This is a genomic window from Cysteiniphilum marinum, assembly GCF_014857925.1.
Lineage (GTDB): Bacteria > Pseudomonadota > Gammaproteobacteria > Francisellales > Francisellaceae > Caedibacter > Caedibacter marinus.
Genome location: NZ_JACYVZ010000006.1, coordinates 44,420 through 64,324, shown reverse-complemented (window position 1 = coordinate 64,324; position 19,905 = coordinate 44,420). Strand labels below are relative to the sequence as shown.

The 19,905-nt window shown below is 37.6% G+C and carries 12 protein-coding genes; 6 read left to right on the top strand and 6 right to left on the bottom strand.

All coding sequences use genetic code 11. The features are described from left to right. Positions 1 to 222: 222 nt before the first annotated feature. The 5 genes from IE867_RS05045 (at position 223) to IE867_RS05025 (ending at position 5,296) form a co-directional block, all read left to right on the top strand. Positions 223 to 1,779 (top strand): ATP-binding protein, encoded by a 1,557-nt coding sequence (locus tag IE867_RS05045; protein ID WP_192483693.1) that lies wholly within the window; start codon positions 223 to 225, stop codon positions 1,777 to 1,779. 116 nt (positions 1,780 to 1,895) lie between these two features. After that, a complete protein-coding gene (gene ubiE / locus IE867_RS05040) occupies positions 1,896 to 2,654 on the top strand; it encodes a bifunctional demethylmenaquinone methyltransferase/2-methoxy-6-polyprenyl-1,4-benzoquinol methylase UbiE (RefSeq protein WP_192483692.1) in 759 nt (252 codons plus the stop codon). A gap of 9 nt (positions 2,655 to 2,663) precedes the next feature. Then, complete coding sequence (locus IE867_RS05035) at positions 2,664 to 3,284, top strand: SCP2 sterol-binding domain-containing protein (protein WP_192483691.1); 621 nt, start codon at positions 2,664 to 2,666, stop codon at positions 3,282 to 3,284. Next, positions 3,277 to 4,941, top strand: coding sequence for a ubiquinone biosynthesis regulatory protein kinase UbiB (gene ubiB / locus IE867_RS05030; protein ID WP_192483690.1), 1,665 nt, complete (start codon positions 3,277 to 3,279; stop codon positions 4,939 to 4,941). The genes IE867_RS05035 and ubiB overlap by 8 nt, the downstream gene beginning before the upstream one ends. A 4-nt stretch (positions 4,942 to 4,945) precedes the next feature. Beyond that, complete coding sequence (locus IE867_RS05025) at positions 4,946 to 5,296, top strand: histidine triad nucleotide-binding protein (protein WP_192483689.1); 351 nt, start codon at positions 4,946 to 4,948, stop codon at positions 5,294 to 5,296. Between the two features lie 98 nt (positions 5,297 to 5,394). Here IE867_RS05025 and IE867_RS05020 read toward each other — a convergent pair whose 3' ends face one another. The 6 genes from IE867_RS05020 to IE867_RS04995 all read right to left on the bottom strand — a co-directional run bounded on the left by IE867_RS05020 (position 5,395) and on the right by IE867_RS04995 (position 19,076). Next, a complete protein-coding gene (locus tag IE867_RS05020; RefSeq protein WP_192483688.1) occupies positions 5,395 to 6,930 on the bottom strand; it encodes an RHS repeat domain-containing protein in 1,536 nt (511 codons plus the stop codon). 7 nt (positions 6,931 to 6,937) lie between these two features. Further along, the gene (locus IE867_RS05015) at positions 6,938 to 9,526 is read right to left on the bottom strand and encodes a hypothetical protein (RefSeq protein WP_192483687.1); all 2,589 of its coding nucleotides are present in this window, start codon (positions 9,524 to 9,526) and stop codon (positions 6,938 to 6,940) included. A 121-nt stretch (positions 9,527 to 9,647) separates the two neighbouring features. Continuing rightward, a complete protein-coding gene (locus IE867_RS05010) occupies positions 9,648 to 11,183 on the bottom strand; it encodes an RHS repeat domain-containing protein (protein WP_192483686.1) in 1,536 nt (511 codons plus the stop codon). Between the two features lie 16 nt (positions 11,184 to 11,199). Further along, positions 11,200 to 12,720, bottom strand: coding sequence for an RHS repeat domain-containing protein (locus IE867_RS05005; protein ID WP_192483685.1), 1,521 nt, complete (start codon positions 12,718 to 12,720; stop codon positions 11,200 to 11,202). Positions 12,721 to 12,731: 11 nt separating this feature from the next. Continuing rightward, a complete protein-coding gene (locus IE867_RS05000) occupies positions 12,732 to 17,519 on the bottom strand; it encodes an RHS repeat domain-containing protein (RefSeq protein WP_192483684.1) in 4,788 nt (1,595 codons plus the stop codon). A gap of 186 nt (positions 17,520 to 17,705) precedes the next feature. Next, complete coding sequence (locus IE867_RS04995; protein ID WP_192483683.1) at positions 17,706 to 19,076, bottom strand: RHS repeat domain-containing protein; 1,371 nt, start codon at positions 19,074 to 19,076, stop codon at positions 17,706 to 17,708. A 294-nt stretch (positions 19,077 to 19,370) separates the two neighbouring features. Between IE867_RS04995 and IE867_RS04990 the strand changes: the two genes are divergently transcribed. Next, entirely contained in the window at positions 19,371 to 19,904 is a 534-nt protein-coding gene (locus tag IE867_RS04990; protein ID WP_192483682.1) for a helix-turn-helix transcriptional regulator, read from the top strand. The last annotated feature ends 1 nt before the right edge of the window (position 19,905 follow it).

Below are 19,905 nucleotides of genomic sequence, written 5' to 3'. Positions count from 1 at the left end.
GATAAATTGATCAGTTGTTCTATATCATTGATCATTAGTATCTTTTTATCTGTTTATTGGTTCTGCTTTACTAAAATTATAACATTGCATTTTTAAATGCATAGCAATCCAGTTTTGTCATAAACGACTCTTTAGAGAACTCAAGCTATGACTATTTCTAAGTTACGCGTTCTTTGCTACACTCTATGTCAGTAATGGTTTTACCTAAAGACATAATAACGCATGAAAAAATTACCGATTGGCTACTCAACCCTTGAGAAAATGCGTCAACCCAATATGATTTATGTTGATAAAACCAAGCATCTACTTAATTTAATTGAACAAGATGCCTATTACTTTCTATCTCGCCCACGACGCTTTGGTAAAAGCTTAACTATTGACACCTTAAAGCAGCTGTTTCTTGGCAAACATGAACTGTTTAAAGGCTTATACATAGAAGATAAATGGGATTTTAATGAAGTGTTTCCTGTCGTTCATTTTAGCTTTGGACGATCTAGGGCCGTGTTTTCTGAAGAATCCTTACTACAATGGATTAGTCGTGAGCTAAGTGATAATGCTCAGCGCTATGACGTTGAACTAGACACCAGTACACACTATGATCTGCAACTTGATCAGCTCATTAAAACCTTATATCAAAAATATAATCAACGCGTTGTATTCTTAGTTGATGAATACGACAAACCTATTCTTGATGTCATTAGCGAGCCTAGTAAAGCACTACGCAATCGCGAGATTCTCAAAGGACTTTATAGTGTGATCAAAGACAACGATGCCTGTTTACGCTTTGTCTTTTTAACTGGAGTGTCTAAGTTTTCTAAAGTCAGCCTGTTTAGTGGTTTAAACAACTTGGAGGACATTTCCTTCCAATCACGATTTGCTGATCTATGTGGCTACACCCAAGAGGAGTTAGAAAAAACCTTTGATGACTATCTACACGATATTGATCTGGGCAAACTCAAAGCATGGTACAACGGCTATAATTTTGCAGGTTCTGAAAAGCAAAAAGTCTATAACCCTTTTGATATCTTGCTGTTTTTCAGAAATCAACAATATCAAAGTTACTGGTTTGAAACTGGCACACCCACTTTTTTAATCAAGCTCATCAGCAAACGCCGTGACATCATTCCTGAGCTTGAAAATTATGAAGCAACGCCTGATGCGTTAAATAGCATTGATGTTAACAATACTCCAATTGCTGCATTAATGCTGCAAAGCGGCTATCTAACGATAAAAGAGCAGTTTTATTTTGGTCAAGATCTTTGGTATCGTTTAGGCTATCCAAATTTTGAAGTGAAAACAGCCCTAAATAGACAACTGACCAAAATTGGGATTACTCAGGAAGATGCCACTGCCAATCAGCTTGCCATTAACCGTGCACTATTAAGCGATGATTGGCAGCAATTCGCTAAAGCCATTCAAAGCTTTTATAGTAGCATTCCTTATGATTACTATAGCAAAACACCATTACATCGCTATGAAGGTTATTATTGCGCGATTATTTATAGCTATTTTGCCGCCCTTGGTTATGATGTTAAACTAGAAGATCATACTTCTGAAGGTCGTATTGATATGTCGATTATTATCACAGGTAAAAAGGTTATTATTTTTGAGTTTAAAGTTAGTCAAGGTGAGGACTTAGCAGCAAAAGCTGTACAGCAGATTATCGATAAAAACTATGCATTGAAGTTTACTCATCTTGAGTTGCCAATCTACCAAGTAGGCATTTCATTTGACTCTAATTTACGGACAATCAATGGTTTTGAGGTTATTGAAAGATAATCAAAGATTTGACATGAACAATAACCTAGCACACAACAGCAAGCCAAGAAACGCTGTAAAATAGCTTCTTATGGGTATATACTGCCTAGCAATAATAAGCTTCGCTCATTTATCTTATGCATAAAAAATCACACGATCAAACCACGCACTTTGGCTTTGAAGAAGTCAACTGGGAAGACAAACAGCAAAAGGTTGCCGATGTCTTTCATTCGGTGGCAGCAAAATATGACATTATGAATGACGTGATGTCATTTGGTGTGCATCGTTTATGGAAGAAAATTGCCATTCAAAAAGCCTCAATCAAGTCAGGTCAAAAAGTTCTTGATCTAGCAGGTGGCACGGGTGATTTGGCTTATCAATTTACCCAAAAAGTTGGTGATCATGGCAAAGTAGTATTAAGTGACATCAATGCGTCAATGCTAAATGTTGGTCGTGAGAAATTAACCAATCGTGGTTGTGTTGACAATATCGAATACGTCCAAGCCAACGCTGAGTGTTTACCCTTTGCTGATAATACATTTGATTGCATCACGATTTCATTTGGTCTGAGAAATGTCACCGATAAAGATGCGGCACTCGCTTCAATGCAGCGCGTATTAAAACCGGGGGGGCGTTTATTGGTACTTGAGTTTTCAAAGCCAATCCTGCCATTATTAAGCGAGATTTATGATCAATACTCTTTTAAAATTCTACCGTTTATGGGACAGCTTATTGCCCAAGATGCCGATAGTTATCGCTATCTTGCGGAATCTATTCGCAAGCACCCAGATCAAGACACACTAAAAGAGATGATGCTAAATGCGGGCTTTGATAAGGTGGATTATCAGAATATGACCGGTGGCGTTGTCGCCCTACATATGGGTATTAAATACTAAGGTGATCAAATGAATGAACAAATGATCATTAAATCTATCAATCTCATACTCGATAAAGTACTTAGCTTAGATCCACAGAAAACCTATTTGCTCGAAAAGCTGAACAACCAGTCTCTTTATATTGCTATTAATGATCTTAACCTATGTTTTTATTTTAAGCCCAGTGAAGATAAGCTGATATTTGAATTAGCTGAAAGCACTCATTCATCCAATCTACTGACAGCAACCTCAGGAACTTTAATCGCAATGGCATTAAGCCAACATCCACAAAGCTATATTCAGCAAGGTGAAGCAAAGTTCATTGGTGATATGCATGTGCTTGAGTGTTATCGCGACTTCTTCAAAGCGATTCGCCCTGATCTGATCTTCACACTAACTTCAGGTCAAACGTCGTCACTGAATTCTTTTTTAGCTAAACCACTTGATGTCATTAAAGCATGGTTGATGACAAGTAAAGAGCGCCTGCCGCATGAGTTCAGAGAGTATATTCAATATGAAAAAGATCTTTTCCCATGTAAAGAAGAAGTCGAAGACTTCTTCAGTGACATTCAGCTGTTAAAACAGGATCTAGAGCGCATCACTACCAAGATAACTCGCTACATTAATGCCAATGGTGATCAGCATGACTAAACTTAAAAAATGGCTACGCCTGATCTATATTGGTTACGTGCTAAATAAATATAACGTCACCACGATGATGGCTGATTTACCCTTATTGCGCGTACTTAAAATCACGCTTATCTTTAACCCTTATTATTGGTTTGCACGCAATAAGCTTGATCGCGGTACTCGCTTACGTTTAGCACTGGAGACGTTGGGACCTATCTTTATCAAGTTTGGGCAAGCACTATCCACACGTCGCGATTTATTACCACATGACCTTGCGAATGAACTTGCGAAACTACAAGACAAAGTACCGCCTTTTTCGGGCGAATATGCACGTAAAGTGATTGAAAAGGCATTGCAGCAACCGATTAGTGACGCTTTTACACAATTTGACATCAACCCTTTAGCATCGGCATCGATTGCTCAGGTGCATAGTGCCATGCTCGCCAATGGTCAAGAAGTTGTGGTCAAAGTCTTGCGTCCAAATATCGAAAAAGTATTAGTGCAGGATACAGAGCTATTAAAAACCCTTGCACATATGCTTGAACGTTATGTACCAACAACTCGATGCTTGCGTCCCGTTGAGGTCGTAGCTGAGATTAGTCGCAATCTTCTTGATGAGCTTGATTTACAGCGCGAGGCTGCCAATGCCTCACAACTGAAACGCAACTTCAAAGACAGTCATATCCATTACGTGCCTGAAGTGTATTGGCAATATTGCCGAAGTAACCTATTAACCATTGAGAAAATAAAGGGCATTCCTGTCTCTGATATTGACACATTAAAATCTCTTAATACTGATCTTAAACTCTTAGCTGAGCGTGGCGTTGAGATATTCTATACGCAAGTTTTCCGCGATTGTTTTTTCCATGCCGACATGCATCCAGGCAACATCTTTATTGACGCAACCACCCCTCAAGATCCTAAATATATATCGATTGATTTTGGCATTGTTGGCACGCTTACCCGTGAGGATCAGCATTACCTTGCTGGCAATTTTCTAGCTTTTTTTAATCGTGATTATAAAAAGGTAGCTGAGCTTCACATCGAATCCGGTTGGGTTCCGCATGATACCCGTGTTGATGAGTTAGAATCGGCGATCCGCACCGTGTGTGAGCCTATTTTTGAAAAGCCATTGGCTGATATTTCATTTGGCTATACCTTAATGCGTCTATTTCAAGTAGCTAGACGCTTTAATATGTCCGTGCAGCCGCAATTAGTACTATTACAAAAAACTTTATTAAATATCGAAGGCTTGGGACGAGATCTCTATCCTGAGCTTAACCTATGGGCGACGGCTAAGCCATTCTTAGAGAAATGGATGAAAACCCGTGTTGGCTGGCAAGGCTTTGTCAAACGCTCAATGGCAAGCATTCCTGATTTGAGTGAACGTTTGCCTGAAGTACCTGAGCTATTATTTGACTTATTAAATGCCCAAGTTAATCAGGCTAAGCGTGATAGCTTAGCATCACCAGATCAAAGCAAACAGGTTAAGTACTCTAAACGCCACGGTGTTATGATTGGCTTTGGTATTTCACTCACCGCACTTGGTATTATCTCTGGGTTTCAAGGTGAGCTATTAAACACCTTGCATCAGTTTATTGACAAACATTATGCTGTTGTTGCTGGGGTTGGTGTGGCACTGTTACTATACACTTTTTTCTCAAAACAAAAGGATTAGATCAATGAGTGATTGTATTTTTTGCAAAATAATTAATGGTGAAATCAAATCAAATAAAGTCTATGAAGATGCTGATATTTTGGCGTTTCATGATGCTTTTCCGGTGGCTGAAGCCCATGTACTCGTTGTCCCGAAAAAGCATATTGATAGTTTAAATCATCTTGAAGATGAGGATATTCCTCTTGTTGGTAAAATTAATCTAGCGATCCCTAAAATTGCACAAACATTAGGGCTTAAAGCAGGCTTTAAGACTTTGGTAAACACTGGTAAAGCGGGCGGGCAAACTGTCTTTCACCTACATTACCATATATTAGGTGGGCGCTTTACCAAAAAGGATGCTTTACTACATACTTAAGCACCTAAGCAAATGTTAATTTTTCTAAACCTGATGTACCCCCTCAATTTTGGACAGTTAGTCCACCTGAATGAGGAACCAAAATTTCTATATTGTATTTAGATAGATTCTAAGGTTGGTAAACCAAACTGCACACTCCAGCCAGATGCAAGGAAATTGTATAAAAACTTATTCCTTGGTTCACCAAAAAATTGTTGCTCAGAGCCAACGATATTCCTGTTTACAAATGCCATTGAGCTAAACATATAGCCACCAGCGACAGCACCTAGCAACATATTCGTAGCAAGTGATGTCTTAGTATATTGATAATGCTCACCAAGTGCCTGAGAAATAGGGAAAAAGGTCGCTTTTCTAATATACTCAGCTGACGCAGTACGTATACCGCCTAATACCATCGGCTTGGCATATAGAAGTAAGTTAGGTTCAGTGGAAGATCCTTTTAAACCAGCATCCGGTGCGAGAAGCGTTTTCCATAAACTATTCTCATCAGCAATATTCTCCGTCCCCAAACTGTGATATAGGTAAGCGGAAGATCCCGCCAAGAAAATCGCTGTTGGCAATGCTGCTAGCACGCTATAACCCATTTTTTTAGCACTTATACTACCTTGATCTGACGACATTAATGGCATTGCGCCACCTTCAAGGGTATTGTCAAGTAAGTTTAAGCCAAAGTTTACCCTAGATGAAGAACTCATCATACCAAAGGTTGATAGCATCATACCTCCCATAGCCATAGCACTTCCCAAAAGATGTGATGTAGCATGATTACTCATCAGGCCTATTCCTGTTGAGAATATATTTAATGCACCACTTAAGCTGTAAATATAAGGAAAAACTTCGGGTAAAATCATAAGCGGTGCAATAACCCCCAAACCAATAGAGGCAACTGATGAATATAAAGATAATTTGCCTAAAGATAAATGTCCTGAAGGATCCGTATTGCTCACTGGGTTATCATCAAATGCATTGTAACGATTTAGTAAATTATAACTATCCCTTTGCATAAAACGCATTTCATGCGGGTTATAAAATCGCGCTCTTAAATATACAAACCCTGTCTCTGGATCCTGATATTCACCATCATATGTTAGTGGGTTATATGCCAATGGTTGAACAAGATTTATTGTTTTTAGTGAGTTACTTTTCAAGAGCACGCGATTTTGTCCATAGCTTGAGAAATTATAAACTTGTTTTATATTTGCTGATCGTGTGAGTAATAAATTAGTCGTGCCATGTGACGCGACTGAGAAGTAATATGGATGTTGCTGAAAATTATTAACAACATAACGCACATCGCTGCCTAAGTAAGCACTTTGAATGTTATTATTTATGTCTTGAGTATTGATTAAATGATTTCTTTGATAAATAAAATCAAGTTGCATTTGCTGATCACCAGATGAATTACATGTTTTGACATCTCTTAAGCCTTCTGGGTTATAGGTATAGTCGCACTGCACATCCTTTTGAGATGATACTATTTTAATCAGTTGCTCTTTTGCATTGTACTGATAACGATTGCATTGCATATCCATTATTAAACTGCCATTGGCATTATAGCTTAGATTACATGCGGCAGATGCAAAACTGCTGAGTAAAATAGTCGCTGACAGCAAATAATATTTATATTTTCTCATTTGTAACCTACAAAATACTATTTAACCCGGATGGTGAACACGTATATGGATTCACCCTAATTATATCTCTATTGCCTGATAACATGTCATTACTATAATTTTCAACTTGGTTGAACTTAGAGTTGTCTTTGGTGTATGGCATCATAACGACCATTCCTACCGCTTGTCCGGCGGCATCACCACCAGCACCATATTCATCACCACCATTTTTCTTATAAAAAGCCTGAATATAAACTGGAATACGGCAAGCAGGGTCACCCATTGATGAAATGCCAACACTTCCTAATAACCCATGTGAGCTATAAGGATTACCATCTGCCTGCTTAAAAACAGCATTTGTGAGCTGGTAGCTAAATAACTTCATGCCAGCGATATTATCTATTTCAATACCACTTGTTTCTTCATGAATATCTTTGGTTGCTAAATTCATGCGTATCGAATTATGTGCGCCAATCACTATACCATCACCAAGGTGAATGTGATTAATTCCATTATCTGATAAAGAAATTAAACGAAGCACGATTGAATATGGGAAATCATTGTAAAATACAACATCTCCTTGATACTGACTAGAACCAGAGCCGGGATTATTTCTATTAGGAGAGTTATCAGGCATTGTATATTTAATTGCATCACCACAGTTATCAAACAATATAGCATGATCCCCTTTAGGACTATCCTTATGCTGATAACTGCCTTGCCAAGTATCTGTGTAATCATTAGCATCACTTAAATTAAGCTGTTTGGTCCATAGCATATTACTGATATGTGTACAGCTGTTGCTATTGTTACAGCTTTCACTATCACCCAAATAACTGAAATTTAGAAACTGTAGGGATACATTATTGTCGTCTTGTAGGTAATAGCGAATATTCCCTGAATATCCTGAGTTTTTTCTTGCCGTATTGTTGCAAAAAACACCATGATTCAGGCTACAATCAGATAGCCCAGGCAAAACATAATAGGCACCATAAGGAAGATTATCATTTGGGTCAGGTAACGGGCGACTATTTAGAATATAATTTAATGCCGGTGTATTTGGATTTTCAAGTTTACCACACGCATCCCCAGCAGTAGTACTTTGATGTCGCAACATTAAGTTACGAGATGCTGATGGATCATTAGAAGAGCTATAAATACTATTATTATTATTATCATCTGTGATATGCAAAGTACTGATATTGGTTGGCGAGAGGCTCGACATACCAGATAAACAAGAAACCGATGTACCATTGTTTACACATAAAGCTGGAGCAATACTAAGGTTTGTTGGGTTTGTGGAGTATATATAGAACATTTTTCCATTATTTGGATTAGAAATATTATCAGCATACGTATACTTTGCTGCATAGTTACTATTGCCCATAAGTCCATGCAGCCATGCATTTTCAGCTGACACAATTGCCACGCCACTTGTATTAGAAATATCATTTGTAATAATCTGCTTACGCTCAGTATCAACAAAAAACAAATGCTGGTAAACAGGGTCAGTGATTGGGATGATATTGTTATTCTGATCTTTAATAGTCACGAGCACCGGCAAAGCAAAGCTACCATCATCGTATACTGATGATTCTTGTGGATTAATGAAATTTAAACTAACAGTATCATTAATATTAAACTCCCCCTTATTACTATCATTACTCAGCTGTACTGATTGATGCCAGATTGCATGATGACAGATAGGTTTATTGCTGCTATTTTCTGCAATAAAGTCACTGGTGCACTCAGTGATATTAGCCATTTTATCTGTCTTCGGCAGGCTTAGATAAAATGAAAAATTATTTGGAGATACTGTCCCATTTTGATTATAGATAAGTCCTGTGGTAGGGTAAAAATCATAAGTTTTCTTGTCTTGTGTTTGTACTTGATAAAAAACACCATTAAGTGGTGGCGCCACAGCAAATTGGTTATTTTTAGAACGATCAACCTCAATGTGATATAAATTATGATCATCCAGAATGAATCCAGCAATGCTGCTACCAGAACTCACAAGAGTTGTATTGATTTTAGGCAAATTTGAATTTATGGTCTTATTGACGTTAATATCAACATAACAGTCACCGGAAAAAGCAATGGTGTCCAGCACGGGGACGCCTTGGTTGCTTGACGTACAATTATAGCCATAGTTTACAGTATACTGACTATCAGTATTACTGAAGCCATTTACTGCGATAGAGTTACTTCCATCAAGGTTTTCTACTCCAGTGAAGTTAACGGTCAACGGTGTTTCTTTTAAGCTATCACTTGTATCAACCAGATTAGGGAATAAATCCAAGGAAAATATAGAGCAATCCGTATTACTCACACCATTATCATGATCAGGAGTAGCTCCACCGCAAAACACGGTAGATAAACCATCATCTGAACCTTTCCAAAAGTCTTTATTTACGAATAAGACTTTACTACTATTAGCATTTATGACGCCGTTTTGAGCACCGTCCGCCATGCTAATATCATGATATAAAATCACATTATATGCCAGTGGCATATCTGTATTATTATTTATTTTAATTGGCTGCCTATTAGCAAAACCTGCAATCGAGGCAGACAATAGTAGCGTATATAAAAAACTTTTCTTTGTTGTATTATTCATGGTTAATCCTTTTTGACGTTAAATAAAATAATCATAGCAACGGCTAAACAGGTCTAATAGTGAACATTTTTGACTTTAAAACGCGCTCTTTATTCTGCCTACTTATCATGCGATTATTTAATTATTCCAGGAGCTTCTCTGGATATGATACTGCTGTATTAGAGGTTTCACTCATGTCAGCTGAAGACTTAGACTGATAATAATCATTTGTTAGAATCTGATCTTTAGTTAGAGTATCACTGGATTTTAAAAGACGGGAGGCATCGACTCCATCAGAAGAGTCGACTACATTGCGATTGGCAAAACGTACAGAAATGCCAGCGAGTGCACCAATTAAACCGCCGGCAAGTGCTGGCTTTAATAGCATGCTAGTTGGGATATCAACACCATAGACATATTTTGTCATCGCCTCGGTATACGCAATACCAGCAGATGCACCAAGCCCACCTTGAATCGTAAAATCAGCAAGATAACCTGCCATCTTTGAGCTTGCGCTTTCTGAAATGGCACTACCAATTCCTGAAGTCATAAAACCCGCTAGCCCTGTGCCTGCACCGACAATTGCAGCAACACTTAATTGTTTCCAAGCAAAATCTCTTAGAATTTTATTGCCTTTATATAGACTAATCCCATGGCCCGCAAGAATATCCATATTCAACCCGGTAGAAAAAGCAGCAGCGCCACCTGCGTGTAAAAGGCCATTAGTTGCTGATTTAAATCCCCCTTTTCCAAACCAATTTCCAATATTGGCAAAAAAGCCATCTTCCGAACCACTTGCCAACCAACCACCTTCACCGACTAATCCAGCCCCCCCTGTGGCATACATTACAAGACCTCCAGCAATCATCGTGCCAAACCCTGCAGCAAAAGTCCCAAAATTTTTAAATGCCTTTTTAATATTAAAACCACTAAATGCATACTTACCAGCATCGTCAATAAAGTCACCAAATGAATAGTGACCTGTTGGATCAATCATATTAATAGGATTGTCATTGCTAAAGTTGTAGCGATTGCTTAATTGATAACTATCACGCTGCACAAAGTGCATAAAATTCGGGCTATAAAAGCGTGCACGAAGATAAATAAGTCCGCTCTCAGAATCTTTATATTCGCCGTCATAACCCAATGGGTTATTAAATAATGGATCACTACTTATCACCTTTGACTTAGTCAAGAAACGTGCCTGACCGTAAGCTGTGTAATTGTATTGACTTGTAATATTTAGTTTATTATTTACAATCAAATCAGTCTGATTATGATGCGATTGCACAAAATACTGGCTAGTCTTCTGATTTTGTTGCTCAATATAACGCACTTGATGCTGTAGATAGCCAGAAATGGTTTTGTTTTCTTGTTCAATGCTGTTACTGATTTGTTGATGCCCACTATAGATAAAGCCAATTTTCACCTGATTATATATTTTACCATCACGCAAGCCAGCAGGGTTGAAATAATAATGATACTGCATATTTGATTGTGCGTTGAAATAACCAGTTAGTTGATTTGCATCGTTGTATTGATAGTGATTGCATTGATTGTCACTGACTAAATTACCATTACTATCATAGCTAAATTGACAATGTGCAATGCCCATATTAAAAACAGTAAGACTTGTTAAGATACCTATAGTAGCTACTTTTAGTTGTTTTAAGTTCATAGATTTTCCCTAAATATTAATTGCTGAAAAGTGTATTAAGTGTTCCCGAAGACACGGCATTGCCAATAGGTGCCCTAATAGAAAGGTAGCCTGTGCGAAACATGCTTGCGACTGCCAAACGCATCGGACTTGAATTTTGATAGGCATCTCTAAGATAGTTTTGGCTTAGACCTGATATACCACCAAAAAGAAAAGGAATACCCTGAGACAGACCTTCAGTTAGTGTGAATTTCTTCCCTGCTAACTCTTGACTGATGAGAACAGGTGATGCATTTATGATACCGCTAATGCCAGACCTGATACTGCCAAGCAGTGCATTTTTCCATACATTTTCATTTTTACCTAACTTATTACTTAGATAACCATAAAATTGACCACTAGCAAAACCTGTGATGGCACTGATGGCTGCAGAGTTATATATGCCGCCATTATGACTAGAGATATATGGGTTAGCTAAGCCTGATGCAGCGCCACCTAAAATGCTAGAAATGGTTGATGAAAAGGTTTGATAGCGATCTTTTAAATCAAGTGCGGCTATGCCATCTGCTGAGTCTCTTTCTATCTCACCAGCGGCAAGTTTTCTTACAGATGGAAGCATCATTTCAGGTTGCGCTGATATCGAGCCTGCAACACCAGATAGCATCAGTAAAGCATTAGAAACGCCAGAAAGAAACTTATGATGTAATAAATCAAGAGTCATATCCATGCCAGCAGGTGCTGAATTACTAGCCACAAAAAAAGACGCAGCCATATAAGAGAACTCTGGTGAAAGTGCCGTTACAACGGAGGTTGCCAAGGCAAAACCAGTGCCTGCTATCATATCCATCAAACCAAAACTCATGTGTCCACTTGGATCAGTGTTATTAATTGGATTGCTATTGACATAGTTATATCGATTCAATAAAGAATAATTGTCACGCTGTATAAATCTTATTAATTTTGGATTGTAAAACCGCGAATGTAAGTAAATTAAATCACTTAGTCTATCAAGATATTGACCATGATATAACAAAGGCAATGCATCAAAACTTGTTGTGCCATCCTTGGCATCGCCCCCCGCGAAGTTGACTAATGCGCCAAAGCTTTGATAGTTAAAATGCTGTGATATTTCACTGTGAGAATTCAGCTGTAGATAATTTGTTCCCAACGCATCAGAAATCAAATATTGTTCGCTTGCTATATGATTATCTACAACAATACGCTCACCTCTTGTCAAATAGGCTGTTGCTAACGATTGTGCCTTAATAAGGCTGTTTATCAACTTTCCATTTGAGTTGTAAATATATAAACGGTGCTTAGATAATATTGCCTTTTCTTCTAATAAGCCTTCTGAGTTATAGCTGAAAAAAGCTCTCTTGTGTGTTGTCATATTTTTAAAAGAAATTAACTCATTTTGAGCGTTATAGAAATAAAGATTACATGACGTATCTACCGTAAGGTTGCCATTACTATCATAATCCACATGACATGCATAAAGCTTCAATGGCATAAGGAATATTAAAGACAATGTTAAAAAGAAAAGGCAATCAGGGCGCATCTTAAATTTTCCTAGCAAGTCGTTTGTGCAAGTGTGCTACTGGTATCCTGAGTAATTTGATTAATCAGCTGATTGTCAACGTTGTAACTAAATGTTTGTCGGTAAGTTTTAAGACCAGTATTATCCATACCAGCAAAACTATTATTAACAGCTTTACACATCACGTTTCCTGCAGAATCATAACTGTATTGCGTTTTTTGAATCTGCGCACCATCACTGACGCCCAATGCAGACACTCCAACCCTCGCTTGTGCAATTTTGTAAACAGTGTCCATGATTAAGCGGCTCAATGAGTCATACCCATAGGTTTCATCATAGTTTAAATCAAGGTTATCTGGATATTCTCCAGATTGATGTACTGTCTGAGTAATTCGATTTAGATGATCATAACGGTAACTAATACTCAGTATTACATCATCTGCTGTAGGGCTTAATGGGCTACATTGCGCATCTTTGCACGTCGTAATACTCAATGGACGTTTTTGATCATCATAGTTATAAAACGTATCTGAAATAATGCATGGCTTATTACTAGCAACTGAACATGAACTTAGGCTACTCGTACTGGGTAATTTTGCTGGATCAAAACTATTTATAGGATTATGAATAATCGCTTTGCTCATCATCTTGCCTGCATAGGCCTGATAGGCGCCGTTATCCATACCCCTGGTATAATAGTCATAAACGATACAGTCACTGCCGCGGCAAACAGCGTGAAGCTCACCTTGCTTTTGCGGTTCTGCTGCATTGTAATATTGATATGTTGTCACATATTGTCCGGGACTTGCCACATCACCTACTTCAAAGTAAGTAGGACAATTTTGATCATGATCAAATGCAACAGCATCAGAAGTGCACGTTAATCGATTTTGGTGATCATAGCCATTAGTAAGCTGAATGCCTTGATCTTGCGTTTTGCCGACAAGTCCTACAACAGGGTCAAATACTGTTTTACTAATGGTATTGCCAGCACTGTCATAACGATAACTAATCGCAGAAGCATTGTCTGGTTTTATCACGGGATTAAACTCACCAGGCGTGCAATTTTTCGTATCAGCTATATCAAACTTATAAGCCACCAATGGTTGACCGCTAATGGTGTCATATTTGAACTGAGTCACATAATAAGGTTTGCTTGGATCGGATGGATCTTGCGGGTCATAATAGCAAATTTGTGTATTACGGTTCATATTATCATACTGAGAATAGAATTTAACACCAGCAAAACTGGTATGTGTGATCATATTACCAACGCTATCATACATCCAGTATTCGGTATGCTGTTTATAATTAGGATCATATAAGCTCGAGCCTTCTGACACAGGCTCTGGTGTTGACTCGGAGATCAGCTGATTGGTTTTATTATAAATATAGCTATCTGAATCAGCAATATCCTCGCTTGCTAAACCAAGTGCAGCTGTTTGTAGTGAGCTACCATTTTGAATAACAAGTGTCTTGCTCGCAGTGTTGCCAAATAAATCACGTGTCCAATTACTTTTAGCTATTTGCTGAGTCGTTTGACCATTACTTTGATAGTTACCAGTAACAAGATATTGAGTAAGCTTATTTGAGAAATCATATTGTGAATGTGCATTCGTGCAATCCGATTGCCCAGATTTACATTGATATTGTCCAGAATTAGCATCTAAGCGTTGCATCATATCAGTAGACATCGTTCCAAAGCTTAGTGTATTGTCTAGTTGATAATTGCCCACGATCGTATTAACCGGATTTCCTAAGCCATCATAAAATTGTTGTGCCGATAAAGTGTCATCACTATTTGATACTGTTGTTGCTATCAAGCTTGTTAAACTAGCGTTGGTACTACTCCAAGAACAGTCTCCTCCAGCAACACCTAATGATTGTGCGCTTAAATCCATGCTTCTTTGAGTAGGCAATGGAATTGAGAAACTTGACTTTGGCTTGCCTTTATTATTTAAGAATACAATACTTTGCTTATAACCATTAAAACAGGTCATATACCTTTGGTTTAAATCGTCATAAAGCTTGGTGTTCGTATTACCTTGAGCATCAGTCACACTTATTTGGCGTCCTTGATCATCATAGGCATAAGTGGACTTAAGAGCCAAGCTATCAGGCCACTTAATTTTACTTTCTAGCTGCCCAAAATCATTATATTGATCTTTCTCGAGCACTCGTAAACTGCCATTATTCCCCAAGTTGTCAAGTACCGCTGATGTATTTCCTGCTCCATCGAAAACCTTGATATTTTGATCACCATCTAATGCACTTTTAATACTGTTTTTTGACAAGTCATGCATCACTTGTATACTAATATTTCCTGTAAATCCATCAGGTAATTTAGGTCGTGTGACTTTGCTATTAATACAAACATCTGTTTGCTCTACCTGTTGGTTATTTGCATAGAATATTTGTGTTGCAGTACAAACACCATTTGGTTGTATCTCTGCTATTTTTTGTCCAGCCACATTGTATCTATACTGCGTTGTGTTGCCATTAGCGTCGGTCTGAGACAAAAGTTCTCCATTTGATAAACATATCAATTTAGTTTTATTATGACCAAGCGCATCTGTTGATGTAACTTGTAATACAGGGTCTGAGATATTGCTAGCACAGCTAAAATGATCCGCAGGTAATTGCTTGTAGCTTGTTGCACTATGTGTGCTAGCAGGTCCTGAAGGAAGTTTATTATCTAAAGCCATCATAAGTGTAGGTGATTGATACCAAGAAAGACCGCTAAAAGTATTACGCCCAGTACTGTCATATTTATAGTTGGTTTGTTTAGGCAAACCTTTACTAGTATCCCAATCAATAGAACTAGAGATGTCTTCTGCTAACATCGATGATAGCTGAGCTCGGCGCTTAATTTTGCCGAGTAAACTGTTGAGCGCAGGAGTGTCTTTAACTGCGCCGGTAATACTTGACTGTATGACTTTGCCATCAGGACTTAACGTATTTAATTTCAATATATTTACATGTGATGAAGTTGCACCATCATGCTGGTAGTTGACGACCTCTTGAGTAACAGGCAATCCATACAAACCATCATCTTCTTGAGGTGCTTTGGCAGGCACATCATAGATGGTCGTTTGTACTGTTTGCAGCAGGCTTGACAGTGTTTCCGATGATAAAGTGACATGAGGGTCACATGATTGTTGATTCCCAGCATTTTCAACGCCATCATAAGTTTTTACTGTTACCGGCAGACCTTGGGGATTAAATTCAGTTGTTACTAGATGATAGCGCCCCGAACTCTCTCCAGAATTATATTTACAGCTAGCAACCCAGTCAGGTGTTTGATAATTGCTTGGTAGTTGCGAAATAGGTAATACTTTAATGCTACTGCCTGAAACATTGGCAGGGTAACGATAAACTGTATCCGAAATAATATTGTTTTGACTGTCGTATTGCTTTTGCTCAGCTAGTAGATGTAAAGGATTATAAGTATATAGAGTGCTAATTCGCTTCCCATTCTGATTATTTACTTTGGTCACTCTTACTTGATATGGATTTGCAATGCTGCTGTTTTCCATCAAGCCATCTAGTCCATTATTAGCAGAGTTAATGCCATAAGGTGAATAGTACGGATAACCTGTATAATTATTACTATATCCACCATGCCCGGTGTTAACATTGAAATTATAATCCGTCTCAAGTGTAATATTGCCATTCTCTCCTTCAGGGTAGGAGACTTCTTTTGTGACAACAGGCAAGGCAATCGTTTGACTCCCGATACAAGAACCATTAAGACTTGAGTTAGGACAGGCTAAAATACTACCATATGTCAAATCAACCACAAGTCCAGTTGCTGTCGCAATCTGATGCGGCAAAACATAATTCTGACCAGTTCCTTGACTCGGTGATACGGTCATGTATTTAATAGTGCTTATTGCGCCATCTGGTGCTTTAATGCTCTGTAAAGAGATATTGTCATACTTCAGTGTGTATTGACGCTTATCAGGAAGAATAATATTAATTGATCCCATGCCATCATTTTTAATGGCAACTTTTTGTCCATAAGAGCCCATAACAGAAACAAGCGCTGCATTATACGGTGTTGGTTCACCAATAGCTCCCTGTGCAAGATGATAAGCATAGCTAATTTTATTGTTGAAGTTATCTCGTTGACATAAAAGCAACCCCCCAGCACTAAAATATTGAGTAAGACCATTAAGGTAAACAAGCTTGCTCACATATTTTGTTGCATTACCACATGGTGTTTCGTTATCAAAACCATCATAGAATTTCATGTTGCCAACATCATAATAGCGCAAGCTTGTATTAATACCATCTTTTGTTTTCCAATCACTTTCCACTTGGTAACTGGCGCTACCATTAACATGTAAAACCTGTTTACCACTTTGGTCATGATCAATATAGCTTAACCCATAATTCCAACCTGCTGGCAAGCCTAACAGGTGTCTCTTTTGATCATTTTCTTGTTGAAATTCAGCGCTTGATTGATCATATTGCAAGCTTAAAGTTAGATCTAAATCACTTACCTTTCCAGGCAACTTTATAATGTTTTCATTAATAGAAACATTGCCTGTTCTGTTATCTATACTAAACGCCAATGGGTCTTTATAATTTTTTGCTTGAGAGTGGTTTTGTTCATTCTGACCACTTGCATCTAAAACAGCAGACTTAGTATTTTTCATATCAAGACTCAACTTTTTATGTCTAGTTTCAGCCTGTTTACTTATTGGCTTATCTTGCTTGAGTGTCGTTACACTAAGCTTTGTTGTCTGGTTTGCATATAACGCATGCGCTCCCAGGATTGAGCTTATGAATAAGGATAATTTTTTCCAGTTCTTCATAATGAGAGTTTCCTTATCTAATGAGTTGAAGTTAGAGTGTTTATCTCTGTGGAGATGCTAATCAAAAATAATGCAATCTACTATTGAAAAAAGGCAAGATACTTTCTATATCCAGCACTAATCATTTTCAGTATTGAATGACAACACCGCTTATAGATGCTTTGCTCACAGGGATGCTAAATGCTTTTAGTTAGTATTTGCAGTTTGGTTATATTGATTTAAGCTATTCGTGTTAATACTGTAGAGTAGAAAATCTGCAGTTATAAGCGCATGCTGATATGGTTTCGCTAGCACTAGTGCTCCCTTAGAATCCTCCTCCCCCAAAAGATTTCTTGCCAAGTAATGATCCCAAGGCACTGTTTTATTAATTAGATAGGTAAAGCCAGCCCTTGGAGTTTTTTCGCCTATAAAATGATAATAAAGATCGGCTAATGGGTTGAAAATGTAGTTAAAGCCATTGCGTCTTGACATTATATCCCTTCCAATGACTTTAGAAGCAAGTTTGTTGTATTGCATTCCCTCTACCCCAGATGAAGCCTTTACTCGTTCCCCAACTTTGCGTAGCTGCTCCCTTAATCTATAACCATAGTAGGTTGTTACCATATCTCGTGCGATAATCGCTATATTAGGTAAACTCATACCAATAGCATTCATCCACTGGTCTGTAGTACCTCCATAATGAATAAGTGGTACCAGCGCTGCTATGGGATTAAAAAATTCAGCCCAAGCGCTTTTATTACCATGGTAAAGTTGCTTGTAGCTATTAGTACTACAACCCTCTATACTGCAAAATCCAATACTCATCCCTGAAACCAAACCTTCGCCAAGTCCATGAAAAAATGAAGAAAAGCCATTTGAAATGGCGTTATGACCTGATGGATCTATTTTGTTAATAGGATCATCGTTTGCAAATGAATAACGATTGAACAGGTCATAACTATCTCTTTGTACAAAACGCATTAACTCTGGATTATAAAAACGTGCATGCAGATAAATCAGTTGACTCGCTTGATCTTGACATTCACCATCATAAGCAAAAAGTGATTTAACCATAGCCAGATCTTGCGCTGTACTAGTATAACCTTGCCTTAATGATCTTTTTGCACCAAAAGGCATAAAGCTGTTAGTATCAAATAGATTAGTATTTTGTGATAACAATAAGCTTTGAGTATTGTTATGCATAGCTGCCCGATAATAGGCTATGCCATGATCCTGAACAGTCAAATAAATAACATCTTTCTGCAGTGTACTTATGGTTTTCTGACTACCTAACATCAAATTACTTAACTGGTTTTGTTGATAGATAAAGTAGTAAACTTTCAGTGCATTTTTCTGGTTATCTAATAATCCATTTGCATTGTAGTGAAATGTACTTTTTATTTGGGTATTGCCTTGAATAAACTGTATCAACTGATTTTTTGCGTTATAGTAATAACGATTGCCACTCATATCACTTATTAAATTTCCATTTTCATCATAGTGATAAACGTCACTAAAAGCATTCCCAGCACTTATTAATAACAGTGAAATCGAAAGCATTAATTTACACTTATACATAAACTTCATCTCAAATTTGTATAATATTTGTCATTTTTTAATGATTGATGATTTAAATCATCTTGAAAATAGAAATCTTTACATGAAGTTTCTATTGCTAGACATGCTAACTATACAAAGCATTGCTTTAAGAATGTCAGTATTAGCTGAAATAAAAAATAGGGGGTTCATTACCCTATTTTAAACACTGCGTTTGTCCGATCATATTACACACCTTAGCAGCTAACAAAAAGAATGATTTTACTGTGTGATATTTTGTATTACAAAAATCAAAAAATGGAGAAAATGCACACTATGAGTGATATGAAAAATAGTAAAGGCTGTGTAATAGTTAATACCGATAACGATATTCTATTTGCCGATGATATATTTCTATCTGTTTTCAAACCAACCCAAAATAAATTACCAAAAAAAACAACTAATCAATTTAATCAAGGGATTTGCTTGCTAGATGATAGTGCCGTCTTGGTAACAATTAACATAACCCCATTAAAATCCCATGAAATCACAATAGGTTATGTCTATAAGCTTGATTTATCCCTTGAGCAATTTAAACGGCATTCATACCTGCAAAGCCTGACAACCATAAATTACCGTGGAGAAAAATTTAGCCCCACAGATATTAAACTATTACTTCTGCTGTCTCAATTTAAAAATGTTAAAACACAAGAAGTTGCTCGCACTTTAGAGATTAGTCAGAAATCTGCTTACATGTACAAATACAATCTAATGAGCAAATTAAGAGCTTGCTTTAGCACGAGCATGTTCAACCTAGCACTAATAGAACTGCTCAAATTATGCCACAGCGAGAAATCAGACGAAGCTTAAA